The 24892-nt window shown below is 69.5% G+C and carries 20 protein-coding genes and 1 tRNA gene; 8 read left to right on the forward strand and 13 right to left on the reverse strand.

The window, feature by feature from the left end:
* The first annotated feature begins 105 nt into the window (after positions 1–105).
* Positions 106–1773 carry a RecQ family ATP-dependent DNA helicase gene (locus AC4D2O_RS07090; protein WP_490906103.1) on the forward strand — a complete coding sequence of 556 codons (1668 nt, stop codon included), beginning with the start codon at positions 106–108 and terminating at the stop codon, positions 1771–1773.
* 93 nt (positions 1774–1866) lie between these two features.
* Here the strand turns inward: AC4D2O_RS07090 and AC4D2O_RS07095 are convergent, their stop codons facing one another.
* Positions 1867–2202 (reverse strand): DUF8129 domain-containing protein, encoded by a 336-nt coding sequence (locus AC4D2O_RS07095; RefSeq protein ID WP_490906104.1) that lies wholly within the window; start codon positions 2200–2202, stop codon positions 1867–1869.
* Positions 2203–2443: 241 nt separating this feature from the next.
* Between AC4D2O_RS07095 and AC4D2O_RS07100 the strand changes: the two genes are divergently transcribed.
* The 3 genes from AC4D2O_RS07100 to AC4D2O_RS07110 are packed head-to-tail and all read left to right on the forward strand — an operon-like array spanning position 2444 to position 4860.
* Positions 2444–3157 (forward strand): GAF and ANTAR domain-containing protein, encoded by a 714-nt coding sequence (locus AC4D2O_RS07100; protein WP_490906105.1) that lies wholly within the window; start codon positions 2444–2446, stop codon positions 3155–3157.
* A 10-nt stretch (positions 3158–3167) separates the two neighbouring features.
* Positions 3168–3686 carry a hypothetical protein gene (locus AC4D2O_RS07105; RefSeq protein ID WP_490906106.1) on the forward strand — a complete coding sequence of 173 codons (519 nt, stop codon included), beginning with the start codon at positions 3168–3170 and terminating at the stop codon, positions 3684–3686.
* Between the two features lie 31 nt (positions 3687–3717).
* Positions 3718–4860, forward strand: a complete 1143-nt coding sequence (locus AC4D2O_RS07110; protein ID WP_490906107.1) for a class I SAM-dependent methyltransferase — start codon at positions 3718–3720, stop codon at positions 4858–4860.
* Positions 4861–4973: 113 nt separating this feature from the next.
* On the opposite strand, the gene rpsA is transcribed toward AC4D2O_RS07110, so the two are convergent.
* From rpsA to polA, 3 genes are all read right to left on the reverse strand, one after another.
* The gene (gene rpsA, locus AC4D2O_RS07115) at positions 4974–6446 is read right to left on the reverse strand and encodes a 30S ribosomal protein S1 (protein WP_490906108.1); all 1473 of its coding nucleotides are present in this window, start codon (positions 6444–6446) and stop codon (positions 4974–4976) included.
* 282 nt (positions 6447–6728) lie between these two features.
* The gene (locus AC4D2O_RS07120) at positions 6729–8027 is read right to left on the reverse strand and encodes a GNAT family N-acetyltransferase (RefSeq protein WP_490906109.1); all 1299 of its coding nucleotides are present in this window, start codon (positions 8025–8027) and stop codon (positions 6729–6731) included.
* An 88-nt stretch (positions 8028–8115) separates the two neighbouring features.
* On the reverse strand, positions 8116–10905 hold the full coding sequence (gene polA / locus AC4D2O_RS07125) for a DNA polymerase I (protein WP_490906110.1): 2790 nt from the start codon (positions 10903–10905) through the stop codon (positions 8116–8118).
* Positions 10906–10924: 19 nt separating this feature from the next.
* Between polA and AC4D2O_RS07130 the strand changes: the two genes are divergently transcribed.
* The 3 genes from AC4D2O_RS07130 (at position 10925) to AC4D2O_RS07140 (ending at position 12253) form a co-directional block, all read left to right on the forward strand.
* Positions 10925–11413, forward strand: a complete 489-nt coding sequence (locus AC4D2O_RS07130) for a hotdog fold thioesterase (RefSeq protein WP_490906111.1) — start codon at positions 10925–10927, stop codon at positions 11411–11413.
* A gap of 169 nt (positions 11414–11582) precedes the next feature.
* Complete coding sequence (locus tag AC4D2O_RS07135) at positions 11583–11762, forward strand: hypothetical protein (protein WP_490906112.1); 180 nt, start codon at positions 11583–11585, stop codon at positions 11760–11762.
* Positions 11762–12253, forward strand: a complete 492-nt coding sequence (locus tag AC4D2O_RS07140) for a hypothetical protein (protein ID WP_490906113.1) — start codon at positions 11762–11764, stop codon at positions 12251–12253. The genes AC4D2O_RS07135 and AC4D2O_RS07140 overlap by 1 nt, the downstream gene beginning before the upstream one ends.
* 13 nt (positions 12254–12266) lie before the next feature.
* Here AC4D2O_RS07140 and AC4D2O_RS07145 read toward each other — a convergent pair whose 3' ends face one another.
* From AC4D2O_RS07145 to AC4D2O_RS07170, 6 genes are all read right to left on the reverse strand, one after another.
* On the reverse strand, positions 12267–12650 hold the full coding sequence (locus AC4D2O_RS07145; RefSeq protein WP_490906114.1) for a response regulator transcription factor: 384 nt from the start codon (positions 12648–12650) through the stop codon (positions 12267–12269).
* A 49-nt stretch (positions 12651–12699) separates the two neighbouring features.
* Positions 12700–13320 carry a hypothetical protein gene (locus AC4D2O_RS07150; protein ID WP_490906115.1) on the reverse strand — a complete coding sequence of 207 codons (621 nt, stop codon included), beginning with the start codon at positions 13318–13320 and terminating at the stop codon, positions 12700–12702.
* Positions 13321–13476: 156 nt separating this feature from the next.
* Positions 13477–14499: a non-homologous end-joining DNA ligase gene (gene ligD, locus AC4D2O_RS07155; RefSeq protein WP_490906116.1), complete on the reverse strand. Its 1023-nt coding sequence runs from the start codon at positions 14497–14499 to the stop codon at positions 13477–13479.
* A 72-nt stretch (positions 14500–14571) separates the two neighbouring features.
* The gene (locus AC4D2O_RS07160) at positions 14572–14745 is read right to left on the reverse strand and encodes a hypothetical protein (protein WP_490906117.1); all 174 of its coding nucleotides are present in this window, start codon (positions 14743–14745) and stop codon (positions 14572–14574) included.
* 528 nt (positions 14746–15273) lie between these two features.
* Positions 15274–15699 carry a hypothetical protein gene (locus tag AC4D2O_RS07165; RefSeq protein ID WP_490906118.1) on the reverse strand — a complete coding sequence of 142 codons (426 nt, stop codon included), beginning with the start codon at positions 15697–15699 and terminating at the stop codon, positions 15274–15276.
* Between the two features lie 387 nt (positions 15700–16086).
* Positions 16087–16168, reverse strand: a tRNA-Leu gene (locus AC4D2O_RS07170).
* A gap of 146 nt (positions 16169–16314) precedes the next feature.
* On the opposite strand from AC4D2O_RS07170, the gene AC4D2O_RS07175 reads away from it, so the two are divergent.
* Positions 16315–16917: an ANTAR domain-containing response regulator gene (locus AC4D2O_RS07175; protein WP_208741031.1), complete on the forward strand. Its 603-nt coding sequence runs from the start codon at positions 16315–16317 to the stop codon at positions 16915–16917.
* Between the two features lie 84 nt (positions 16918–17001).
* On the opposite strand, the gene pyk is transcribed toward AC4D2O_RS07175, so the two are convergent.
* The 3 genes from pyk to gltB form a co-directional block, all read right to left on the reverse strand.
* The gene (gene pyk / locus AC4D2O_RS07180; protein WP_490906119.1) at positions 17002–18492 is read right to left on the reverse strand and encodes a pyruvate kinase; all 1491 of its coding nucleotides are present in this window, start codon (positions 18490–18492) and stop codon (positions 17002–17004) included.
* A 70-nt stretch (positions 18493–18562) separates the two neighbouring features.
* On the reverse strand, positions 18563–20020 hold the full coding sequence (locus AC4D2O_RS07185; RefSeq protein WP_490906120.1) for a glutamate synthase subunit beta: 1458 nt from the start codon (positions 20018–20020) through the stop codon (positions 18563–18565).
* On the reverse strand, positions 20013–24629 hold the full coding sequence (gene gltB, locus AC4D2O_RS07190; protein WP_490906121.1) for a glutamate synthase large subunit: 4617 nt from the start codon (positions 24627–24629) through the stop codon (positions 20013–20015). The genes AC4D2O_RS07185 and gltB overlap by 8 nt, the downstream gene beginning before the upstream one ends.
* Between the last annotated feature and the right edge of the window lie 263 nt (positions 24630–24892).

The following is a 24892-nucleotide window of genomic DNA, read 5'->3' on the forward strand; positions in this document are numbered from 1 at the left end:
GGCTCCCGCATCCGCTGTCAACCCCGCCCGGGACCGGCGGTGGCTGCGGCCGGGTGTCGGTGCGCCTGAATACGCTGAGGGGACTGACCGTTCGTGAGGAGCACAGTGACCATCACCCTGCACGACCTGCAATCGACCGCCGCCGCCACGTTCGGCTGGGACGACCTGCGCCCCGGCCAGGAGCACGCCATGAAGGAGGTGCTGGAGGGCCGGAGCATCCTCTGCGTCATGCCGACCGGCTCCGGCAAGTCGGCCATCTACCAGGTGCCCGCGATGGCGTTGCCCGGGGCGGCCGTCGTCATCTCCCCCCTGATCGCCCTGCAGCACGACCAGGCGGAGTCGATCAACGAGAGCGCAGGATCCACCCGTGCCTACGTCATCAACTCCGCGGTGAGCAAGGCCGAGCTCGACGCCGCGTGGGAGGCCGCACGAGACGACGACGAGGCGACGCGGGCGAAGTTCCTCTTCCTCGCGCCCGAGCAGATCGCGCGCGACGAAGTGGCCGCCCGCCTGAAGGCGCTCGACGTGTCGCTCGTGGTGGTCGACGAGGCGCACTGCGTGGCGTCCTGGGGACACGACTTCCGACCCGACTACCTGCAGCTGGGCCACCTCCTCAGGGACCTGCGGGCGCCGGTGGTCGCTCTGACCGCGACGGCTTCCCACCCCGTACAGGCGGAGATCGTGGAACGGCTGCACCTGGCCGATCCCACCGTGATCGTGGAGGGCTTCGACCGCCCCAACCTGTCCCTCGAGGTGGTGCAGCACGTGGAGGCCGGCGAGAAGGAACGCGCCGTGCGCGACCGGGTCCTCGACCTCGAAGGGCCCGGCCTGGTGTACGTCGCGACGAAGAAGGCCGCCGACGCGCTCGCCGCCGATCTCCAGGAGCGCGGGTGCCGTGCCGACGTCTATCACGCCGGCCGGCTCAAGAAGGAACGCCAGGCGGTGCACGAGGGCTTCCTCGACGGGTCGATCGACGTCGTCGTCGCGACCACCGCCTTCGGGATGGGCATCGACAAGCCGGATGTACGCTTCGTCCTCCACGCCGACATCCCGGATTCCCTGGACAGCTACTACCAGGAGATCGGCCGCGGAGGACGCGACGGACTCCCCTCGAAGGCCGTCCTGCACTACCGACCGGAGGATCTGTCGCTCCGCCGGTTCTTCGCGGCGAAGTCCGTCAACCGCACGCAGCTGAGGGAGCTGTTCGCCCTCCTCTCCGCGCAGGGCAAGCCAGTGAAGACGAAGAAGCTGAAGGAGCTCTCCGGCCTCCCGCCCCGGAAACTGGCGGGCCTCCTGAACCTGCTCGAGGCCGCCGGCGCGGTCACGGACGGCGTCAAGGGGTACCGGGCGCGGAAGATGTCCACCGCTGACGCCGTCGAGGCGGCGGTCGCGCAGGCGGAGAACCGTGAGCGCATCGACCGGTCGCGCGTCGAGATGGCGCGCCGCTACGCGGAGACGCGAGGCTGCCGGCGTCAGTTCCTGCTCTCCTACTTCGGGGAGGAACTGCCGGAGGCCTGCGGCAACTGCGACACCTGCTCCCGGCAGGAGTCGGCCGGAACCCACGCGGAGCAGCCCGGCGACGCGGTACCGGAAGCGGACGTGCCCTTCGACGTGGACACCGTCGTGGAGCACCCCGAATGGGGGCGCGGGACGGTCATGGGATACGAGGACGGCATCATCACGGTGCTGTTCGACTCCGTGGGCTACAAGACCCTCTCCACCGAACTGGTCGAGGAGAAACAGCTGCTCACCGCCGTGCCGTCCGCCGGCTGAGGCGGACGGCACGACACCGGGCATGTGCTCGATGCGTCGGGCTGCTCGGGGCGTCGGGCACGGGTTGACGGCGGCCCGGAGGGTGTCGCGGGGTCAGCGCGGCATGGCAGGGTTGGTCGGGTCGCCGTGCGACGGCGGATTGATGGGCGGGCCCGACGTCGCGGGCGTCACGGGCGACCCGCCGGCCGTACTGCCGACCTCCGGCATCGAGGTGGCGGCACCCTCGGACAGTTCGGCGCCGCCCTGTACGGCCTCGAGCCTGTGCTGCAGCACGAGCTTCACGGGCAGGCGGTCGCCATGTGCCTCCTCGTAGTCGAGGAGCGCCTGCAGGCCGCTCTCATCGAGGCCCGTGATGCGCGTCGGCAGTGTTCCGAGCGGGATGTGGTCGTAGTCGGGCAGCGGCAATGCATCGTGGCCTGATCCGGTCATGTCGACTCCTGGGCTCGTTGGAAAGGGCGCTTAGTAATTCAACCCTAGACACGCGGATCGCCGCGCGGCAAGCAGGTCGTGGACGGTGCCGGCGGCTGGTCGCGGATGCCGGCAGGTGCCCCCGCACCCCGCTCGGGAGCCGCTCCGCAACCGTAAGACCCGGCCCGGATGCCGTTGGACGACGTATGGATCCTGATAGCGTTGGTCCGACCGCATTTGCCCTGCTGCCGAGGCTGGAACCGTGACATCACCGATGGAAGAACTGACGTTCGTCTTCGCGCGGCTCAAGGGCCTGCTCCTGACCGAACAGACGGCGTCGCGCGCGGTCGAGGACCTCGCCGAAGCCATCAAGAAGTCGGTCCCCGGCTCGCTCGGAGCGGGCGTCTCCCTCCTCGACCCGCAGGGCCGACGGCGCAGCACCGGATTTACCGACCAGGTCGTCACCGAAGCCGATGCGCTGCAGTACGAACTCGGTCAGGGCCCGTGCCTCACTGCCTGGGCCGCGGAGGTCACGGTGCAGATCGACGACATCCACGAGGACGAGCGCTGGCCCCTGTGGCGGGATGCCGTCAGCCACCTCCCGCTGCGCTCCACCCTCAGCACCCCGCTGATCAGCGACGGCAGGAGCATCGGCGCGCTCAAGGTCTACTCGCCGCTCCCGTCTGCGTTCTCCCCGCAGGACCGCAAGCAGCTCGAGCTCCTCGCGTCCCCGGCGGCGACACTGCTCGGCAACGTCCAGGCGGACAGCTCGGCGGCGGCGGCGAGCCGGGCACTGCGGGACGCCATCGCGACCCGTGACCTCGTCTCCACCGCGCGCGGCATCCTCATGGAACGGCACGCGATCGACAACGACGCCGCGATGCGCAGGATGCTCTCGCAGGCGTCGACCACGAGGGTGGACCTGCGGGCGGTAGCCCTCTCCGTGATCGACGGCACCGCCGGCAGCCCCCGCTAAGGCACAGCAGGTGGAAAACCATCCGGACCACGAATACCAGCGCATCCACCTCCTTCGGGCGATCCGCGCAGCGCAGATCGACCCGGGCGAGCTGTGGCTGCACTACTTCGGGCTGGCCGGCGACGCCGGGGAGTACGAGGTGGAGGCCTACCTCCACGGATCCTTCACCCTCCCTCCCCTGCAGCGCGACCTCCTCGCGCATGCCGCGAACGAGCTGATCGACCGCCTGCCCGCGCCGCCCCGGGCCCCGTACAGCACGGACCTCGTCCCCGGTACCGGGGACGGCGACGGGGACGGGGACGCGGCACCGGAGGCGCCGTGGGCCCCGGACCCGGCCGGCCCGACCGGTCGTCCGCTGGACTGGCTCCTCGACACGACGACCACGGACGCGCCCGCGGACGGCACCGATCCCGGCGGCACCCGTCCCGACGGCACCCGTCCCGGCGGCACCCGTCCCGACGGCACCCGTCCCGACGGCACATTCGCCGACGGCCCCCGCCCGGAGGACACCGGGCCGGACGCTTCCTGAGCGGCGCGGTGAGCCACCTAGGATAAAGAGGGTGAGCCCGTTCAGTGTCGACCTTTTGCGCCGCCGTCCCGATGTGGAGGCACCGGAACTGGTTGCCGTCGATGCCGCCGACCGTCTGCTCCTCGACACGGCCGCGGACCGTCTCCGTGAGGGGGGCGGCATCGCGACCGTCAACGATGCCTACGGCGCCCTCACGCTCGGCGCGGCGCAGGCGTCCGGGGTCGCCGTCCGCGCGTTCCAGGACGGCGTGGTGCACGAACGGGCCCTGGCCCTGAACGCGGCGGACCAGGGGCTGCAGGGTACCTACCGGTCCTTCCCGCTCACTGCCGCCCTGCTGGACGGCGTCACCACCGTGCTGCTGCGGCTGCCCCGATCCCTCGACGAGCTGGACGAGATCGCCGGGGCCATCGCACAGTACGCCCCACCCGATGTCCAGGTCCTCGCCGCGGGTCGGGTCAAGCACATGTCGCTCTCCATGAACGCTGTGCTCGCCCGCCATTTCACGGACGTCTCCGCGGGGTTCGCCCGCCAGAAGTCACGGGTCCTCGTCGCGTCGGGGCCGCGCCCCGGAGCCGCGTCCCCCTTCCCCCGGAGCGCGAGGTTCGACGTCGGCCTCGGCGCGCCGCTGGAGCTGCGCGCCTACGGGGCGACCTTCGGCGGCGCCGCCCTCGACTCCGGGACGCAGCTGCTGCTCCCCCACCTGCGTGGCCTGACGGATCCACTGTCCGGACCGTCCCGGCCGGCGGAGGTCATCGACCTGGGGTGCGGGAACGGCGCGATCACGGCCTTCCTCGCCCTGAACGACGCCCACCTGACCGTCCATGCCACGGACCAGTCGGCGTCGGCGACCGCCTCGACGCTCGCCACGGCGGAGGCGACTGGCGTGGCGGACCGGGTGAGGGTGAGCAGGGACGACGCCCTGTCGGCGGTACCGGATGCCTCGGCGGGCGTGATCGTCCTGAATCCGCCGTTCCACATCGGCAGCACCGTCCACGCGGGCATCGCGCACCGGCTGTTCGGCGCATGCGCCCGCGTGCTGGCCCCGGGAGGCGAACTCTGGACGGTGTGGAACAGCCACCTCCGCTACCGGCCCGTCCTCGAGCGTCTCGTCGGCCCCACCCGCCAGCTCGACCGCTCCCCGCGCTTCACCGTCACGGTGTCCACGCGCCGCTGACGCCGCGGCAACGGCAGGGCCACCGAAGACGCTGGAAAACGCAGGGAGGGCCCCCGCCGACCGGCGGAGACCCTCCCTGTGCTGTGCGTCAGCGGACCGCTGGCGCGCGGTGCTTACGCTCCGGTCAGCTTCTCGCGCAGTGCGGCGAGAGCCTCGTCGGAAGCGAGCGTGCCCGAACCGGAGTCCGTGACGACGGGCTCGGACGAGTAGCTCGTCGAGTTCGACTCGACGGGCTCGTTCGCTGCGGCGGCGTCGTCGGACGCGTGCTGCACGACCTGCTTCTTGTGCGACTCCCAGCGGGACTGTGCCTCGGCGTACTGGGCCTCCCAGGCGGCGCGCTGCGTCTCGTAGCCCTCGAGCCATTCGTTCGACTCGGGGTCGAAGCCCTCGGGGTACTTGTAGTTGCCCTCTTCGTCGTACTCGGCGGCCATGCCGTAGAGCGCGGGGTCGAACTCGGTGCTGTCCGCGTCGACGCCCTCGTTGGCCTGCTTGAGGCTGAGGGAGATGCGGCGGCGCTCGAGGTCGATGTCAATGACCTTGACGAAGAGCTCGTCACCCACGGAGACGACCTGCTCGGCCAGTTCCACGTGGCGGACGGCCAGCTCCGAGATGTGCACGAGGCCCTCGATGCCGTCCTCGACGCGGACGAACGCGCCGAAGGGCACGAGCTTGGTGACCTTGCCCGGGACGACCTGGCCCAGGGCGTGCGTGCGTGCGAAGGTCTGCCAGGGATCTTCCTGCGTGGCCTTCAGCGAGAGGGAGACGCGCTCGCGGTCGAGATCGACCTCGAGGACCTCCACGGTGACTTCCTGACCGACCTCGACGACCTCGGAGGGGTGGTCGATGTGCTTCCAGGAGAGCTCGGAGACGTGCACCAGACCGTCGACGCCGCCGAGATCCACGAACGCACCGAAGTTGACGATCGAGGAGACGACGCCCGGACGGACCTGGCCCTTCTCGAGCTTGTTGAGGAACGTGGAGCGCACCTCGGACTGCGTCTGCTCGAGCCACGCACGACGCGACAGCACGACGTTGTTGCGGTTCTTGTCGAGCTCGATGATCTTCGCTTCGATCTGCTGGCCGATGTACGGAGCCAGGTCGCGGACGCGACGCATCTCGACGAGGGACGCGGGCAGGAAGCCGCGCAGGCCGATGTCGAGGATGAGGCCACCCTTGACGACCTCGATGACGGTGCCGGTGACGACGCCGTCCTCTTCCTTGACCTTCTCGATGTCGCCCCAGGCACGCTCGTACTGAGCGCGCTTCTTGGAGAGGATCAGTCGGCCTTCTTTGTCTTCCTTGGTGAGCACCAGAGCCTCGACCTGATCGCCCACGGAGACGACGTCCCCGGGATCGACGTCGTGCTTGATGGACAGCTCGCGGGAAGGAATGACACCCTCGGTCTTGTAACCGATGTCGAGCAGGACCTCGTCGCGGTCGACCTTGACGACCGTACCCTCGACGAGATCTCCGTCGTTGAAGTACTTGATGGTGGCGTCGATCGCTGCGAGGAAGTCCTCAGCGGTGCCGATGTCGTTGATGGCGACGACGGGGGCACCTTGCTTCTCGGTGGTGGTGATGGTCATGTAGTTGGGGCTCCGTTGTGGATGATGACTTGCTCCGGTCATGGCGGACCCCGCGATTCCGGCTGCGCCGGGAGCGGGTTCCGATGTCCGGATGTGGACGAAATGGAAAGAACCTCGAAAGATTCAGGAGGAGTGGCGCGCCCCGCGGGCGCCCGATCTTCATCGGGACCTGCCAGAGCGCACTACGCGCCTGATTAGTCTAGCCGCGGGCTCCAACACCGTCAAAGCAGCGCGGAGGCCCCGGATGGCACGCGGAACGCGCCCCCACCCGGGGCCCGGCGCCTAGAAGTGGGTGATGCAGTAGGGCTCCTGAGCCCGCCCGAAGAGGGAGTCGAGCAGGCTCACGGCGTCGTCGGCGTGGGCCGTCAGACCGCCGGCGTCCGCCAGCGTGGAGGCGCCCACTCCCCCGAGGTACAGCGAGCCGAGCGCGTTGGCCGTCAGGGTGGCGTCCGGGGCCGAGGCCGTGTCGACGGGTTCGACCTGCGCCGCGCCGTCGACGACGGTCAGCACGTAGGAGCCGTCGACGAGCCCGTGCTCGTCCACCACCTCCAGCACGACCCGGCCGCTGCCCCGGTACGAGCGCTTCCCGAGCGCGGCCGGCACGTCGAGCAGCCGGACCCAGAGCACGTCGTCGGTGCCCTTGACCTGGTAACAGCGCCGGTCCCGCAGCGCCCACGGCAGGGCGTCGTCGAGCCGCGCACCGTCCCAGGTGATGCGCTCCACGAGGTCCAGGGACCCGAGGTAGCGCCACAGCTCGAGGTAGGCCGACGGCGTGGAGGCCACGAGGTCCACGATCTTCATCGTCGGGGGCTCCGAGTCCCAGCCTGCGAACCGGTAGCTGACGAACCCGGCGGGCTCCCCGGCGTCGTCGTAGTGCACGGCCATCCGCACGGCGCGGTCCTCGACGGGTCGCTCGCGGCCCCAGGCGCCCGAGGCGCGGCGCGGGTAGGCGTACTGCCGGCCCACGGAGCCGAACGTCGCGGCCTGGAAGCCCGCGAAGATCCTCTCGGCCAGGCCGATGGCGTGCTCGCGGGCCACGAGCGTCGTCGTGCCGGTCCTCGGCGCCGTCACCTCGAAGCGTTCGCGCACGTCCACCTCGATGCTCTGGGTGAAGGTCGCGCAGCCGAATCCGAAGCGCCCGTAGATCGTGGCCTCCGAGGCCGTCAGGATCGCCAGCGCCAGACCCCGCTCCTTCGCCTCGCGCAGGTCCCGCATCATCAGGGAGCGGAGGATGCCGTTGCGCCGGTGGCTGGTGCGGACCGTGACAGCGGTGATCTGGTGCGCGTCGAGCTGCGCGGCTCCGACGTTGAGGGCGTGGACCATGGTGCCGTAGGTGGCCACCGGCTGGTCCGCACCGAGCGCTTCGGCGGGCTGGGCCCGGTCGTGGACGCCCCAGAGCACGCGCCGGTCCGCCTGGTATGCAGCCAGGTAGACGGGGACGTCCTCGGGGTCGAAGGTCCCCTCGTGGAAGCCGATCCCCTCGGCGTCGAGCCACCTGGCGAAGCGCCCGTCCGGTGTGGCGTCCTCGTCGGGGTCGAGGGTGAAGGTTTCGGTCTGCAGGTCGGGTGTGTAGTGGCTCACAGGTCACCAGCCTAGCGGGGACGGTCCTGCCCGACCACCTGCCCCACCTGCCGCAGGCGGGCCGGGGTGGACGGGCGGGCCGGGCCGCCTAGTGCGCGGCCTCGTGCCAGGTGGCGCCGGTTCCGACCGAGACGTCGAGCGGCACGGTGAGGTCGGCGGCGCTGCCCATCTGTTCGCGGACCAGCGCCTCGACCTCCTCGGCCTCGCCCTGGGCGATCTCGAGGACCAGTTCGTCGTGCACCTGCAGCAGCATGCGCGAGGCCAGCCCCCGCGTGGTCAGGGCGTCGTCGACGCCGAGCATGGCCTTCTTGATGATGTCGGCGGCCGATCCCTGGATGGGCGCGTTGAGCGCCGCGCGCTCCGCCATCTCTCTCAGCTGGCGGTTGTCGCTGGAGAGATCGGGCAGGTAGCGGCGCCGTCCCTCGATCGTCGAGGTGAAGCCGTCCTTGCGGGCCTGCTCCACGATGCCGCGCAGGTAGTCGCGCACCGCGCCGAACCGCTCGAAGTAGTCGCGCATCAGGGTGCGCGCCTCGTCGACGGAGATGTTCAGCTGCTTGGAGAGCCCGAACGAGCTCAGTCCGTAGACGAGACCGTAGGACATGGCCTTCACCTTCGAGCGCATGGCGCTGGTCACCTGCTCGGGCGCGACCCCGAAGATGTGCGAGCCCACGAACCGGTGCAGGTCCTCGCCCTCCTGGAAGGCGGAGATGAGCCCTTCGTCGCCGGAGAGGTGCGCCATGATGCGCATCTCGATCTGCGAGTAGTCGGCAGTCATGAGGCTCTCGAACGCCTGGCCGTCACGGCCCTGGCCGACGACGAACACCTCGCGGATGCGCCGCCCCTCGTCGGAGCGGACGGGGATGTTCTGCAGGTTCGGGTTGGTCGAGGACAGGCGCCCGGTCGCCGCGATGGTCTGCAGGTAGGTCGTGTGGATGCGACCGTCCTCGCCCGCGGCCTTCCGGAGGCCCTCCACGGTCTGGCGCAGCTTGGTGGCGTCGCGGTACGCGAGGAGCTGCTCGAGGAACGGGTGGCCCGTCTTGGTGATCAGGTCGGTGAGGGCGTCCGCGTCGGTGGAGTAGCCCGTCTTGATCTTCTTGGTCCTCGGCAGTTCGAGCTCGTCGAACAGGACCGTCTGCAGCTGCTTGGGCGAGCCGAGGTTGATCTCCTTGCCGATGATCCGGAACGCCTCGGAGCCGGCGGCGCTGATGGTCTTCGAGAAGTCGTCGTACAGCCGGTCGAGTCCGTCGAGGTCGACGGCCACACCCGTGAGCTCCATGCGGGCGAGCACCTCGGCGAGCGGCAGTTCGAGCCCGCCGAGCAGTTGGTTGGCACCCTTCTCGACGAGCTGGCCGGCGAAGTGCTCGCTGAGGCGCAGTGCGGCGTAGGCGGCGACGACGGCGGGTGATGCGACGTCGTTCCCGCCGAGGTCCAGTGCCTGCTGCCCGGAGGAGTCGTTCGCCGAGGCTGTGATGGACAGGCGCAGGTGGTACTGCGCGAGGTCGGCGAGGTCGTAGCTGCGGCGGTCGGGCTGGATGAGGTACCCGGAGATCGCGGTGTCGTCCACCTCGCCGGCCAGGTGGAAGCCGCGGGCGGACAGGAGCTTGAACACGGTTTTGAAATCGTGGACGATCTTCGGTGCGTCGGTGGCGGACAGCCAGTCCCCGAGGACCTTCTCGGCCGCCGCGTCGAGCGGCTCGAGCGGGATGAACGCGGCATGAAGTCCGGTGACGACCGCGATGCCGACGACGTCCGGAGTGCCGCCCGTCGTCTCGGTCGCCAGGGCCACGGACGCCTGCGCCTGATTGGTCGAGCGGAACCACTGCGTGAGCGCCTCGGCGTCCTCGAGCAGCACATGAGCGGGCGCGATCTGCTCGTCGCCCTCGTCCTCGGTCTCCTCCTCGCCGAACAGGTCGAAGAGGCGCTTGCGGAGCGTGTTGAACTGCAGCGAGTCGAAGAGATCCTCCACGGCCGGGCGGTCCGGGTGCTGCGACACCATGGCGTCGAGGTCCACCGGCAGCTCGAGGTCGGTCAGGAGGCGGTTGAGGCGCCTGTTCCGCTTGACGTCGTCGATGTTGGCGCGCAGCGAGTCTCCGACTTTCCCCCCGATCTTGTCGAGGTTCTCGAGGATGCCCTCGAGCCCGCCGTACTGCTTGATCCACTTGGCGGCGGTCTTCGGCCCGACGCCGGGCACGCCGGGCAGGTTGTCGGCGCTCTCGCCCACGAGCGCGGCGAGGTCGGAGTACTGGTGGGGCGGCACGAAGTACTTCTCCTCGATGGCCTGGGCGTCCATCTGCGGGATGTTGGTCACGCCCTGCTTCGGGTACAGCACCGTCACGCGGTCGTTGACGAGCTGGAAGGCGTCGCGGTCCCCGCTGACAACCTGCACGTCCCAGTCCGCCTCGGCCGCCTGGTGGGCGAGGGTCGCCAGGATGTCGTCCGCCTCGTAGCCGTCGAGGGAGATGGTGGGGATCCGCATGGCCTCCATCACCTTGATGATCAGGTCCACCTGCCCGTGGAACTCCTCGGGCGTCTTGTTGCGGCCACCCTTGTACTCGGTGTACTCCTCCGAGCGGAAGGTCGGGGTGTCGAGGTCGAACGCCACGGCGACGTGGCTCGGCTTCTGGTCCTTGATGAGGTTGATGAGCATCGCCGTGAACCCGTAGACGGCGTTGGTGTGCTGGCCGGTGTCGGTCGAGAAGTTCTCGGCGGGCAGGGCGTAGAAGGCCCGGAAGGCCATGGAGTGACCGTCGATGACGAGGAGCCGGTTGCGTGAACCGTCGCTGCGGCGGGCCGGCAGCGCCGGCGTCGACGGCGTCTCCAGCGGTGTCTCCGGAGGGGTATCGACGGTCAGGGTGGCGGGTTTGGCTGTTTGACTCACAGGTGCCAGCCTAGTTCCCATGACAGACAACCGCACCCGGACCGACGCCCCCTCCACGCCTTCCGAGGACCGGCTGGCCGAACTGGTCGCCGCCGGGGTCCCCGCCGAGATGCACGGGTGGCTGGGGCGCTACGGGGTGGGCGCGCTCACCGTCAAGATGGGCATCGTCTTCACCGAGATGAGCGCGGAGCGGGTGGTCGCGACGATGCCGGTCGAGGGCAACCAGCAGGTCGCCGGCATCCTCCACGGCGGCGCGCACGTCGTGCTGGCGGAGACCCTCGGCTCCTTCGCGGCAGGGCTCCACGCGGGCCCCGGGCGGCAGGCCGTGGGGATCGAGGTGGGCGCCACCCACCATCGCAGTGCGGACTCCGGCCTCGTGACCGGCACCGCCACGGCCATCCACCTCGGCCGGACCCTCACGACCCACGAAGTGGTGATGACGGACGACCAGGGCCGCAGGCTCTCGACGGCGCGCATCACGAACATGATCCGCGACGTCCGCGGCTGACCCCGGCAGGGGCGGCGCGGGACAGCGGCGAACGGACGGGGCACGGGGGCCGCGATTGCAAGCACTGCCGTGCCCTGAGCGCCCGGTTGCCCCACTCCCGCGCCCTGCCTACCGTGGGAAAGGACGCCGGAACCGGCGCCCGACGGATCGAGCACCTCGGAACGGACCCATGGCTGACAAGAAGCTGAAGACCATCGCCGCTCTCCTCGCCGCCGGCAGCCTCTTCCTCGGCGGCTGCGACCTCGGCAACCAGGACAACGACAACTCCGGCACCGACACCGGGAACTACGACGACAACAACGGCATCGACACCGATCTCGACGACGACGCCCGAGGGGACGACGACTAGTGGCCGGGCGCGGGCCCGCCCTGGCGCGGGCAGCACTGCGCGGAGCGGCGGTCGGTCTCCTCGGCACGGCTGCCATGACCGCGGGCGAGCTCGTGGAGCAGCGCCTCACGCACCGCCCCGACTCGCACATCCCCGGACGGACGCTGCGCAGTCTGTTCGGCCGGCCCACCAGCAACACCGCGCTCTACCCGGCCTGGAACCATGCCATGCACTGGCTGACCGGCGCCACCCTCGGGGCGCTCAGGGGCGTCTGGTCCGTGACGGGCATCAGAGGGCCGTCCGCCACCGCGGCCCATGCAGTCGTGCGCCTCGCATTCGACCAGACGCTCGAGAACGCGACGGGAGCAGGAGCCGCCCCGCGCCTGTGGCCCTTCGGCGAGAAGGCGGTGGATTACCTGCACAAGGGCGTCTACGCGCTGGTCACGGGCATGGTGTCCGACGCGGTCATCGCGCCGGAGCTGGAGACCAGCGCGGGCGCGCACTCGCACTGAACGGGTCGGCGCGTCAGGCGTCGGCCGTCCTCGTGCCTTCCTGGATGTGCCGGCGCAGGTCGGCGGGCCGGAAGGGTTTGCGCAGGTAGCGGTCCGCTCCGGCGTCGAGCCCGCGCTTCTCGTCCGACGGGTCCGCACGCGCCGTCAGCATGACGATGAAGGTGGTGGAGAAGCGGCGGATCCTCTCGGCCACCTCGAAGCCGTCGATGTCCGGCAGCCCCACATCGAGGGTCACCACGTCCGGCATCAGGCGCCGGACCATCTCCACGCCGGCGAGCCCCGCCGGCGCCGTGTGGACGCGGAACCCCGTTCCGGTCAGCACTGTGTGCAGCAGGTCGCGGACGTCGTCGTCGTCCTCGATGACGACCGCGGTGCGGGAGTGCTCGGTGCTCAGCATGGGGCCAAGTTTACTCCGGCGCATGCCGCGTCAGCGGCCGGAGAGGCACCTAGGACTCGGGACGGACGGTCGCCTCCACCGGCTCTCCGCCGCCCGTCGGCTGCACGGTCACGGTGCGCACGATGTCCGGTACCTCGGGGAACCCGCCGATCATGAGGAGCTCGCTGGTCCGACCCGGCAGCGCTCCTCCGCTGTACTGCTCGACGAGCCCCACGACGTCGGGCGAGGACTCCCCGCCGTTCGCCGCCGCGCCCCACTCCTCGATCACGGTGGACGCAGGCCGGAGCTCCAGGTCCTGGCCCTCCGGGGTGGACACCGTGATCGTCTCGAGGTCGAGCGTCAGACCGCCCTCCGGGTTCTGCACCGTGACGAGCGCGTAGGTCACCGCCTCCTCGCCCAGCTGGGTCCGCAGGCCCTCGACCTCCCCGGGCGCCTCGGCGGGCAGCACGATCTCGCCCTTCGCGGCGTCGAGGAGGAACGCGAAGGTACCGCTGTCGGCGTCGGCGAGGCCCTCGACCGAGGGGGCGTCCGACGGCGCCGCGGCCTGCTCCGTGGCGGTCTCGGCGGGGTTCGGCGTGGGTCCGGCGGGTTCGGGCCCAGTGGCGGGGTTGCCGCCGCAGCCCGTCACGAGGAGCACCAGGACGGTGGCTGACAGCACGCTCTTCTTCATGGGTCTCCCAGTGGCCGGGCGCGGGGCCGGCGCGGAGTCAGGCCCGGCTCCTGCCGGGCGCGGCAACGGTCCTTCCTGTTCTACCAAAGCAGGACGGCGCCCCGCAGGGCGGCCCGGTCCGGGGCGGAGCGTTGACAGCGGGCAGGACAGCAGGAATCAGGCGCGGTTGCGTGCGCGGCTCGGTTGCACCCTCATCGGCTCGCCGGGCATCTTGGGGAAGTCCGGCGGGAAGGGCAGCTCGCCGAGGCCGTTCTCCACGTCCCGGTCCCACCAGGCGCGCAGCACGTCGATGCTGCCGGGCTCGGCGTGGAGATGCTCCCACGGATCGCCGAGGCTGCGCAGCCGCTCGGGCACGGTGGCGATGGTGAGGGCGGCGGGGTCGACGCCGTCCAGTTCGTCCCAGGTGACGGGGCAGGACACGGGCGCGTGCGGCAGGGCCCGCGGGCTGTAGGCGCCGGCCATGGTGCGGTCCCGGTTGGCCTGGTTGTAGTCCACGAAGATGCGCGCTCCGCGCTCCTCCTTCCACCACGCCGTCGTCACGGCCTCCGGCATGCGGCGCTCGAGCTCCCGCGCCGCGGCGATGACGGCGCGCCGTACTTCGAGGAACTCGTGGGCCGGCTCGATGGGCGCGAACACGTGGAGGCCGCGGTTGCCCGAGGTCTTCACGAAGCCCACCAATCCGGCCTCACCGAGCACCGCACGGAGCTCGTGGGCGGCGGCGACGACGTCCGCGAAGGTGGTGCCGGGCTGCGGGTCGAGGTCGATGCGCAGCTCGTCGGGCAGATCGGGGGCGCCCGCCCGGGATGCCCAGGGGTGGAAGACGACGGTGTTCATCTGGATCGCCCATACGGCCGCGGCGGGTTCGTCCAGCACCAATTGGGGGTGCTGGCGGCCGCTGGGATAGGTGACCGTCACGCTGCGGACGTAGTCGGGCGCACCCTTGGGCGGGTTCTTGCTGAAGAAGTGCTCGCCGTCCACGTCCCCGCCGAAGCGCTGCAGAGAGACAGGCCGGTCACCGTTGGCGGTCAGGAACGCCGGCGCGACGTCGAGGAGGTACCGCGCGAGGTCGAGCTTCGTCAGGCCCGCCCGGGGCCAGAGCAGGCGGGACGGGCTGGAGAGGCGGACCGCCCGCGGTCCGTCCGGTGAATCGACGTCGAGGATCATCGCTTCGCTGGCCATGGGCCCAATGTACCCCGGCTCCCGTCGCCGCAACGGGGTGCCGCCCTCTGCCAGGTGCCGCATGGCTCGAGGTCACCGCGTGGACTTCGCCTTGTCCTCCACATCATCGACGAACGCCACTTGAGCCGTGTACTGCTGGTACAGCTGAATAGCATCCTCGAGGGGCAGTCGTCCGAGGTCCAACGCCGTCTGCAGTCCCTCGAGTTGGACATAGGACGCCTCTGCTGCGGTGACCTTCTCAGCCACTGAGTGCGAATTGGCCAGATTCGTCGATATCGCCGCCACGATGGAGGCCAGCATCGCGCCCAGGCAGAGAACCTGCCATACGACAGAGCTTTGTTCCACGTCCAAGGCCCCTTGAACGCCTGTAGCGAATTGGGTCCCGCCGAGGGCCGGGCCCGCTGTGAGTGTCGCAGCCAGTGCGCTACCAACGACGCTTGCCATGGTCAGCCTGTTCCGACGGGGTCGTTCCTGCCGGAGGAACAGCTTGATACATGACCGTCGGTGCCTGATGTTCTCAACGAGTTTCTGACGAGCCTCTTCTTCGTTCACGGCTTTTTCCCCGATCGACTGTCTATCGTGCCATCACCTGGTAGGAGGGCGACGGCAGATATCTCCGAGGACCGGCCGCCCGATGACGAGACCCGGCAGTGGACGGGCCCATGGAGGGCCGGTCCAGTGCCGGGTCGAGGATTCATATCAGTCGAGAATGCCTATCAGGCCGTCTGCGCCCGTGTTCCCGGGCTCATCCCGTGGAGTGCGCTGTTCGTGGTGTCAGTGACCGTGCCTATCGCACTTGATCCAGATCCTGTCGCTCTTGTCCCACCCGTCCTTCTTGCTCTCGCTGAAGGCCTGGTAGGTGTTGCCGCACTTCACATTCTTGATCTGGTACTTGAAGTCCCCCTTCTCCGTCCACACCTTCCGATGGTCGATCACCCGCTCCTTGCCGTGGTGATTGGTCTGGACGACTTTCACGACAACCCACTTCGCATCGTAATCGTCGCCGATGACCTTCAGATTGACGTGTTTGCCGTCCCGGTTCACCTTGAGGTTCAAATCCTCGTAGTCGTAGTGACTGCCGGCGGTGGCGACCTGGGCGGGTGATGCAGCAGCCGGTGCGGACAGGCCCATACCTGCTATGAGGGCGAACAGGGTTCCTGCGACGAGGACGAACAGACGCCAGCTAAGAGATTTCTTCATGATGGTTTTCTTCCACGCATGCCGGCCAGATAGAGGGGATGGGTGCGTGCCGTGTACAGCACGCCGCGGGCCGCTGTCCGGCGAGGCCGCCCGTTCATACCCGGAGCAGATTCGCGCTGACCCGTACCGGAATGGGGCGTCCTCGCTCGGATTCCTCGTCTACGCTGCCTGCAGTTGCGATGTTCACTTTCGGACTGTGCTTCCCCAGGGAGGCCGTCCCAACACCGTCGCGCGGTGGACCCCAATCATAGACGTCCGCCACCGATGAGAGAAGGGGTACGGCCCGCCGTCGCGGGTCCGGCGTCGGCGTGTCGGCGTGTCGGAGAACTGACCGTGCGCCGGTCGCCCGCCCCGGGAGCGGGACAGCCGCCGCTGAGGCGTTTTAGGTGCCCGAAGTGGGACTCGAACCCACACACCTCTCGATACTGCATTTTGAGTGCAGCGCGTCTGCCAATTCCGCCATTCGGGCCGTCCGCGCACCGGCCGCGGGAGGGAAGCCCTGCTTCCGCGTCCGCCGGTGCGCGAATCCACTCTACATGCCGATAGTCTGTTTCCGGGTACGCGAGCACGCTCTCCGCGGACCCACCGGAACGCCACCATCATCAAGGAGCAACAGTGTCTGAACCCACCGAATCCACGCCCGCCGGGCCCGCACGCCGGGTCATCGTGGCCGAGGACGAGACGCTCATCCGGCTCGACATCATCGAGATCCTGCGTGGGGAAGGCTACGAGGTCGTGGCCGAGGCCGACAACGGCGAGAAGGCCGTGGCACTCGCCGAGGAGCACAAGCCCGACCTCGTCCTCATGGACGTGAAGATGCCCGTCATGGACGGCATCACCGCCGCCGAGCAGATCGTCAAGGCCAGGATCGCCCCCGTGGTCCTGCTCACCGCCTTCAGTCAGAAGGAACTCATCGAACGGGCGCGTGACGCCGGGGCGATGGCGTACGTCGTCAAGCCCTTCACGCCCGCCGACCTGATCCCCGCCATCGAGATCGCGATGTCGCGTCACGAGGAGATCAAGGCCCTCGAGGCCGAGGTGTCCGACCTGCAGGAGCAGTTCGCCACCCGCAAGCTCGTGGAGCGCGCCAAGAGCCTCCTGACCACCAAGATGGGTCTCACCGAGCCCGAGGCCTTCCGCTGGATCCAGAAGACCTCCATGGACCGCCGCCTCAGCATGCGCGAGGTCGCCGAGACGATCATCAACCAGGTCAACTGAGAGCAGGGTCGACCGACCCGGTCGAAGAGACGACGAAAAGACCCCCACCCGGCGAGGGTGGGGGTCTTCTGCGTCAGGGACCCGCTACTTCTTCTTGACGGGCCAGGGGCCGACGCCCTCCTTCACGTAGGACGTGTGGTCGTCGGGCAGCTGGCCGGCGTCGGTGATGTCGCCGACGCGGTGGACCTTGATGGAGTTCGTCGAACCGGCCTGTCCGGGAGGGGACCCGGCTGCGATCACCACGAGGTCGTCCACCTCGACCAGGCCCTGCTCGAAGAGCACCTTGTCCACCTGGGCCGTCATCTCGTCGGTGTGCGCGACGAACTCGACGAGCTTGGGCTGGATGCCCCAGATGAGGGACATGGCGTTCAGGGTGGACTGCACCGGTGTGAAGGCGAAGACGGGCTTCTTCGGGCGCAGGCGGGACAGGCGGCGTGCGGAGTCACCCGACTGGGTGAAGGTGCAGATGTACTTCGCGTCGAGCTGGTCCGAGATCTCGACGGCGGCACGCGTGATGGCTCCGCCGCGGGTCTTCGGCTTGCTGCCGAGCGGCGGCACGCGCTCGAGGCCGTGGCGCTCGGTGGACTCGATGATGTCGGCCATGGTGCGGACCGTCTCGATCGGGTACTTGCCCACGCTCGTCTCGCCGGACAGCATGACCGCGTCCGCGCCGTCGAGCACGGCGTTGGCGCAGTCGGAGGCCTCGGCGCGCGTGGGACGCGGGTTGTCGATCATGGACTCGAGGACCTGCGTGGCGACGATGACGGGCTTGGCCCAGCGGCGGGCGAGCTCGACGGCGCGCTTCTGCACGATCGGCACGTCCTGCAGCGGCAGCTCCACGCCGAGGTCGCCACGGGCCACCATGATGGCGTCGAACGCGTCGATGATCGACTCGAGGGCGTCGACCGCCTGCGGCTTCTCGATCTTCGCGATGACCGGGACGCGGCGGCCTTCCTCGTCCATGATCTCGTGGACGCGCTTCACGTCGCCGGCGTCACGCACGAAGGAGAGGGCGACCATGTCGACGCCGATCCGGATGGCCCAGCGGAGGTCCTCCTCGTCCTTGTCGCTGAGGGCGGGGACGTTCACGGCGACGCCCGGCAGGTTGATGCCCTTGTTGTTGGACACCATGCCGCCGACGACGACCTCGGTGGTGACCTTCACGTCGTCGACCGCCGTGGCGCGCAGAGAGACCTTGCCGTCGTCGATGAGCAGCATGTCGCCGATGTTGACGTCCTGCGGCAGCCCCTTGAACGTGGTGGAGGAGATCTCCTGCGTGCCCTCGATGTCTTCGACGGTGATGGTGAAGACGTCGCCGGGGGCGAGGGCGTGCGGGCCGTCGGCGAAGCGTCCGAGGCGGATCTTCGGTCCCTGGAGGTCGGCGAAGATGCCGACGGGCTTGCCGAGCTCCTCCGAGGCACGGCGGACGTTCTCGTAGGTGCTGCTGTGCACGGTGTAGTCACCGTGGCTCATGTTCATCCGGGCCACGTCGACGCCCGCCTCGAGCACAGCGAGCGTGTTCTCATAGCTGGCGATTGCGGGGCCGAAGGTGGCAACGATTTTTGCGCGTCTCATGAACCTAGCCTAGTCGTGTTGGGTCGTCGGAATGGTGCAAGAAGATGGGGCGGGGTGGTGCCGGTGCCGGTCAGAGGACGGCGATGGAGCGGTCGGTGGGTGCCACGGGGGCGGGCAGCTTGGTGGATCCCATCAGCCACTGGTCCACCGCGGCGGCGCACGCACGGCCTTCGGCGATGGCCCACACGATGAGCGACTGGCCGCGGCCGGCGTCGCCCGCCGAGAAGACGCCCGGGGTGTTGGTCATGTAGTAGCCGTCGCGTGCCACGTTGCCGCGCTCGTCGAACTCGGCGTGGACCTGCTCGGTGATGCCCGCCGGTTCCGCTCCCGTGAAACCGAGCGAGAGGAACACGAGGTCCGCGGGGATCTCGCGCTCGGTGCCGGCCTTCGGCACCCGGCGGCCGTCCACGAACTCGGTCTCCGCGACCTTGATGCCGCGCAGCACGCCGTGGTCGCCGACGAACTCCACGGTGGATGCCAGGTAGCGTCGCTCGCCGCCCTCCTCGTGGGCGCTGGCGATGTCGAAGAGTGTCGGGAACGTTGGCCAGGGCTGGTCCGGGCGCCGTTCGGACGACGGCTGCTGGCCTATCGCGAGCGTCGTGACGCTCGCCGCCTTCTGCCGGTGCGCGGTGCCGAGGCAGTCGGCGCCGGTGTCGCCGCCTCCGAGGATGACCACGTGCTTGCCCTCGGCGTGGATCTGGTCCTCGATGGCCTCGCCGGCCACCACACGGTTCGCCTGAACGAGGTAGTCCATGGCGAAGTGCACGCCCTGGAGTTCCCGGCCGGGGATGGCGAGGTCCCGCGGCACCGTGGCCCCGGTAGCGACGACGACGGCGTCGTAGCGCCGCTTGAGCTGCCCCCAGCTGATGTCCTTGCCGACGTCGACGCCGGTGCGGAAACGCGTGCCCTCGGCCTTCATCTGGTCGAGGCGGCGCTCGAGGTGGATCTTCTCCATCTTGAAGTCCGGGATGCCGTAGCGCAGCAGCCCGCCGATCCGGTCGTCGCGCTCGTAGACGGCGACCGTGTGGCCCGCGCGCGTCAGCTGCTGGGCCGCAGCCAGTCCGGCCGGTCCGGAGCCGACGACGGCGATGGTGCGGTCGGTCAGGCGCTCCGGCGGGTGGGGTTCCACCCATCCCTCCTCGAACGCCTGGTCGGCGATGGAGACCTCGACCTGCTTGATGGTCACGGGCGGCTGATTGATGCCGAGCACACAGGAGGACTCGCACGGCGCCGGGCAGAGGCGGCCCGTGAACTCCGGGAAGTTGTTCGTGGCATGCAGCCGCTCGATCGCCTCGCGGCCCTTGTCGCGGAAGGTGAGGTCGTTCCACTCCGGGATGAGGTTGCCCAGCGGGCAGCCCTGGTGGCAGAACGGGATGCCGCAGTCCATACAGCGGCCGGCCTGAGACTTCAGGACGCCCTTCTCCTGCGCCTCGTACACCTCCTGCCAGTCCATGATGCGCACCGGCACGGGCCGCCGCGGCTGGGTCTGGCGCTCGCGCACCTTCAGGAATCCGCGTGGGTCAGCCACCGGTAACCTCCAGGATCTTGGTCCACGCCTCCGCACCGTCGGGATCGAGTCCCTGCTCGACGGCGGTGGCGCGGGCGTCCAGTACCGCGGCGTAGTCGCGCGGCAGGACCTTCGTGAATCGGGCGATGGTGTCCTCGAAGGACTCGAGCAGACTCTCGGCGAGCGTGGACTCGGTTTCCTCGACGTGCTGGATCAGCAGGCGCCGGACGATCTCGATGTCCTCGGCGTCGAGGTCGACGAGCAGGAGCTCGCCGTTCTCGAGGCTCTGCTTGTTGACGCGGGCACGGTCGAGGTCGAGCACGAAGGCCGTGCCGCCCGACATGCCCGCGCCGAAGTTGCGGCCCGTGCGGCCGAGGATCAGGGCCTGCCCGCCGGTCATGTACTCGCAGCCGTGGTCGCCGATACCCTCGGCCACGGCCGTCGCCCCGGAGTTGCGGACGAGGAACCGCTCCCCCACCTGCCCTCGGAGGAACATCTCTCCACTCGTGGCGCCATAGCCGATGACATTGCCCGCGATGACGTTGTCCTCCGCGCGGAAGACGTTGGCGCGGTCCGGACGGACGATGATCCGCCCGCCGGACAGCCCTTTGCCCACGTAGTCGTTGGAGTCCCCGAGCAGCCGCAGTGTGATGCCGGCCGGCAGGAAGGCGCCGAGCGACTGCCCGGCCTGGCCCGTGAGGGTCACGTCGATGGTGTTCGTGCCCAGGGTGTCCAGCCCGAACGTGCGGGTCACCTCGTGGCCGAGCATCGTGCCGACGGAGCGGTCCGTGTTGACGACGTCCACCGAGATGCGGACCGGTGAGCGGTGGTGCAGCGCGTCGGCGCTCATCTCGATGAGCTTGTTGTCGAAGTGCTGGTCGAGCTCGTGGTTCTGCGGGAGCATGTTGCGCATCGGCTCACCCGAGTCGAACTCGTTGCCGCGCAGGATCGGGTCGAGGTCGAGGCCGTCGGCCTTCCAGTGCTCGATCGCCTCGCGGGCGTCGAGCAGCTCGCTGTGACCGATGGCCTCCTCGAGCGTGCGGAAACCGAGCTCCGCGAGGATCTCCCGGACCTCCTCGGCGATGAACTCGAAGAAGTTCACCACGAATTCCGGCTTGCCCGTGAAGCGGCTGCGCAGCTCCGGGTTCTGCGTCGCGACGCCCACGGGGCAGGTGTCGAGGTGGCAGACGCGCATCATGATGCAGCCGGACACCACGAGCGGGGCGGTCGCGAAGCCGAACTCCTCGCCGCCGAGCAGGGCGGCGATGACGACGTCGCGCCCGGTCTTGAGCTGTCCGTCCACCTGCACCACCACGCGGTCGCGCAGGCCGTTGAGCATCAGGGTCTGCTGCGTCTCGGCCAGGCCGAGCTCCCATGGGATGCCGGCGTGCTTCAGCGAGTTGAGCGGGCTCGCGCCGGTGCCGCCGTCGTGCCCGGACACCAGGACGACGTCGGCCTTGGCCTTCGTGACGCCCGCGGCGACCGTGCCGATGCCCACCTCGGAGACGAGCTTGACGTGGACGCGCGCGCTCGGGTTGGACCGCTTCAGGTCGTAGATGAGCTGGGCGAGGTCCTCGATGGAGTAGATGTCGTGGTGCGGCGGCGGCGAGATGAGCGCGACGCCGGGCGTGGAGTGCCGCGTCCGGGCGATCCACGGGTAGACCTTCTGGCTCATCAGCTGGCCGCCCTCGCCGGGCTTGGCCCCCTGCGCCATCTTGATCTGGATGTCGTCGGCGTTCGTCAGGTACAGGCTCGTCACGCCGAACCGGCCGGAGGCCACCTGCTTGATGGCGGAGCGGCGCTCGGGGTCGAGCAGGCGCTCGACGTCCTCGCCGCCCTCCCCCGTGTTGGACTTGCCGCCGAGGCGGTTCATCGCGATCGCGAGGGTCTCGTGCGCCTCCTGCGAGATGGAGCCGTAGCTCATGGCGCCCGTGGAGAACCGCTTCACGATGGCGGAGACGGGCTCCACCTCGTCGATGCCGATGGGCGGGCGGGCGTCGCCGCGCAGCTTCAGGAGCCCGCGGAGGGTCATGAGGTCCTTGGACTGGTCGTCCACGCCGCGCGTGTAGGCCTTGAAGATGTCGTAGCGGCGCTCGCGCGTGGCGTGCTGCAGCCGGAACACCGTCTCGGGGTTGAACAGGTGGGGCGGGCCCTCGCGGCGCCACTGGTACTCGCCGCCGTTGTCGAGGCCGCGGTGGGGGTCCTCGATGCCGTCCTGCGGGTACGCGCTCTCGTGGCGGGCCGCGGTCTCCGCCGCGACGACGTCGAGCCCGACGCCGCCCAGCTGGGTCTGCGTGCCGTGGAAGTACTCGTCGACGAGTTCCTGCGCGAGTCCGAGCGCCTCGAAGGTCTGGGCGCCGCAGTAGGAGCTGACCGTGGAGATGCCCATCTTGGACATGATCTTCAGGACGCCCTTGCCGAGGCCCTTGATGAGGTGCGCGACGGCCTTCTCGGCGGTGACGCCGGTGATGTCCCCGTTCCGGACGAGCTCCTCGCAGCTCTCCATGGCCAGGTAGGGGTTGACCGCCGAGGCACCGTAGCCGATCAGGACGGCGACGTGGTGGACCTCCCGTACGTCGCCGGCCTCGACCACGAGGGAGGTCTTGGTGCGGTTCGCGCTGCGCAGCAGGTGGTGGTGCACGGCGCTGGTGAGCAGCAGGGACGGGATGGGCGCCCACTGGGCGTTCGAGTCGCGGTCGGAGAGCACCACGTACTCCACCCCGCGGTTCAGCGCACTGGAGACCTGCTCGCAGATCTCGGCGAGGCGGGCACGGAGGGCCGCTTCGCCGCCGTCGTGCCGGTACAGGCCGCGCACACGGACCGTGAGGCGGTCGCCGTCGTCGGTCTCGAGGTTGGCGATCTTCGCGAGTTCGTCGTTGGTGATGACGGGGAACTTCAGCGCGATCTGCTTGGAGCGCACCTGCCCGGTGGACAGCAGATTGCCGTCCGGGCCGATCGTGACGCCCATCGAGGTCACGAGTTCCTCGCGGATGGAGTCGAGCGGCGGGTTCGTGACCTGCGCGAAGGACTGCACGAAGTAGTCGAACAGCAGGCGCGGGCGCTTGGAGAGCACGGCGATGGGCGTGTCGGAGCCCATCGCGCCGAGCGGCTCGGCGCCGTTCTTCGCCATGGGGCCGAGGAGGATGCGCAGTTCCTCCTGCGTGTACCCGAAGGTGCGCTGGCGGCGGTTGATGGACGCCTTCGTGTGGATGACGTGCTCGCGTTCCGGCAGGTCCTCGAGCTGGATCAGGTTCTCCCTGACCCACTCGCCCCACGGGTTCGCGGCAGCCACCTCGGCCTTGACCTCCTGGTCCTCGATGAGCCGGCCGTCCTCGGTGTCGACGAGGAACATCTTGCCGGGCGAGACGCGTCCCTTGCGGACCACGCGGGAGGGCTCGATGTCGAGCACGCCCACCTCGGACGCGAGGATCACGAGCCCGTCCTCGGTGACCCAGTAGCGGGCGGGGCGCAGGCCGTTGCGGTCGAGGACGGCACCGACGAGGCGCCCGTCGGTGAAGGACACCGCGGCCGGGCCGTCCCAGGGCTCCATGAGCATCGAGTGGTACTGGTAGAAGGCGCGGCGGGCCGGGTCCATGGTGGCGTGGTTCTCCCACGCCTCGGGGATCATCATCATGATCGAGTGCGTGATGGGCCGCCCCGAGAGGGTCAGCAGTTCGGCGACCTCGTCGAAGGACGCGGAGTCGGAGGCACCCGGCGTGCAGATGGGGTACAGCTCCTCCGGGGAGTCACCGAGCAGCCGGTTGGACAGCTGCGACTGGCGGGCGCGCATCCAGTTGCGGTTGCCCTTGACGGTGTTGATCTCGCCGTTGTGGGCGATGGTGCGGAACGGCTGGGCCAGGGGCCAGGAGGGGAACGTGTTCGTGGAGAAGCGGGAGTGCACGATCCCGAGGCGCGTCTTGAAGCGCTCGTCGGAGAGGTCGGGGTAGAACGGCTCGAGCTGCGCCGTGGTCAGCATGCCCTTGTAGACGATCGTCTTCGAGGACAGGGACGGGAAGTAGACGCCGAACTTGTTCTGCGCGCGCTTGCGGACCCGGAACGCGCGTGCGTCGAGGTCGGACACGGCGCCGTCGGCCGGCGCCAGGAAGAGCTGCACGAAGTGGGGCATGCACGCCCGGGCCATGGCGCCCACGAGGTCCGCCACGACGGGCACCACACGCCAGCCCAGCACGTCCAGGCCTTCGGCCTCGGCGATCGATTCGAGGCCCGCACGGGCCGTCTCCTCCTCCTTCGCCTCGGTCGGCAGGAACGCCGTGCCGACCACGTAGGAGCCGGCGGCGGGCAGCGGGAAGTCGACGACGGCGCGGAAGAACTCGTCCGGGATCTGCGTCAGCAGGCCCGCGCCGTCGCCGGTGCCTTCGTCGGCGCCCACGGCGCCGCGGTGCTCGAGGTTGCGCAGAGCGGTCAGGGCGGCGTCGACGATGTCGTGGCCGGGCTCCCCGCGCAGGGTCGCGATGACGGCCAGGCCGCACGCGTCCTTCTCGTTCTCGGGGTCGTAGAGGCCCGTGGCCTCCGGGATGGCGGCGAAGCGCGTGAAGGGAGATTCGACGGGCGCCGTGGTCGACGGCGTGGGCTGCGTCCCGGTTGAGGTCTCTGGTGTTTCAGCAGTCATCGGATAAGGATCCTTCCCCCTTGATGGAGCGTCAGGAGGGGACAGCCTTGGCCCCGCGGTGTCCGCTTCGAGCGGGCACCGTGTCTTGTTCATCTGTCCGCCTGCGCCGGGTCGGCCCGGCGCTTTTGGCGGGCAGTCGCAGTGTTCGTGCTGCGCCGGGTGGGGCGATTCAGGTGCGGGCGGAGGTGATCCGGCCGTCGCACCGATGGTCCACAACTGTGTGGTGTTGCGTCCTTGGAGGGCGGTGGCCCGGGGACTGCTTG

It is taken from the genome of Arthrobacter sp. TJ-238, from assembly GCF_058269215.1.

Bases quoted from the DNA above. Each gene is read 5' to 3' on its own strand.
- AC4D2O_RS07130 (WP_490906111.1), top strand. From the start codon at position 10,925: ATGACAGACAACCGCACCCGGACCGACGCCCCCTCCACGCCTTCCGAG.
- gltB (WP_490906121.1), bottom strand. From the start codon at position 24,629: ATGACTGCTGAAACACCAGAGACCTCAACCGGGACGCAGCCCACGCCG.
- pyk (WP_490906119.1), bottom strand. From the start codon at position 18,492: ATGAGACGCGCAAAAATCGTTGCCACCTTCGGCCCCGCAATCGCCAGC.
- ligD (WP_490906116.1), bottom strand. From the start codon at position 14,499: ATGGCCAGCGAAGCGATGATCCTCGACGTCGATTCACCGGACGGACCG.
- AC4D2O_RS07095 (WP_490906104.1), bottom strand. From the start codon at position 2,202: ATGACCGGATCAGGCCACGATGCATTGCCGCTGCCCGACTACGACCAC.
- AC4D2O_RS07145 (WP_490906114.1), bottom strand. From the start codon at position 12,650: ATGCTGAGCACCGAGCACTCCCGCACCGCGGTCGTCATCGAGGACGAC.
- AC4D2O_RS07150 (WP_490906115.1), bottom strand. From the start codon at position 13,320: ATGAAGAAGAGCGTGCTGTCAGCCACCGTCCTGGTGCTCCTCGTGACG.
- AC4D2O_RS07135 (WP_490906112.1), top strand. From the start codon at position 11,583: ATGGCTGACAAGAAGCTGAAGACCATCGCCGCTCTCCTCGCCGCCGGC.
- rpsA (WP_490906108.1), bottom strand. From the start codon at position 6,446: ATGACCATCACCACCACCGAGAAGCAAGGTGCCCCCGTCGTCGCCATC.
- AC4D2O_RS07165 (WP_490906118.1), bottom strand. From the start codon at position 15,699: ATGAAGAAATCTCTTAGCTGGCGTCTGTTCGTCCTCGTCGCAGGAACC.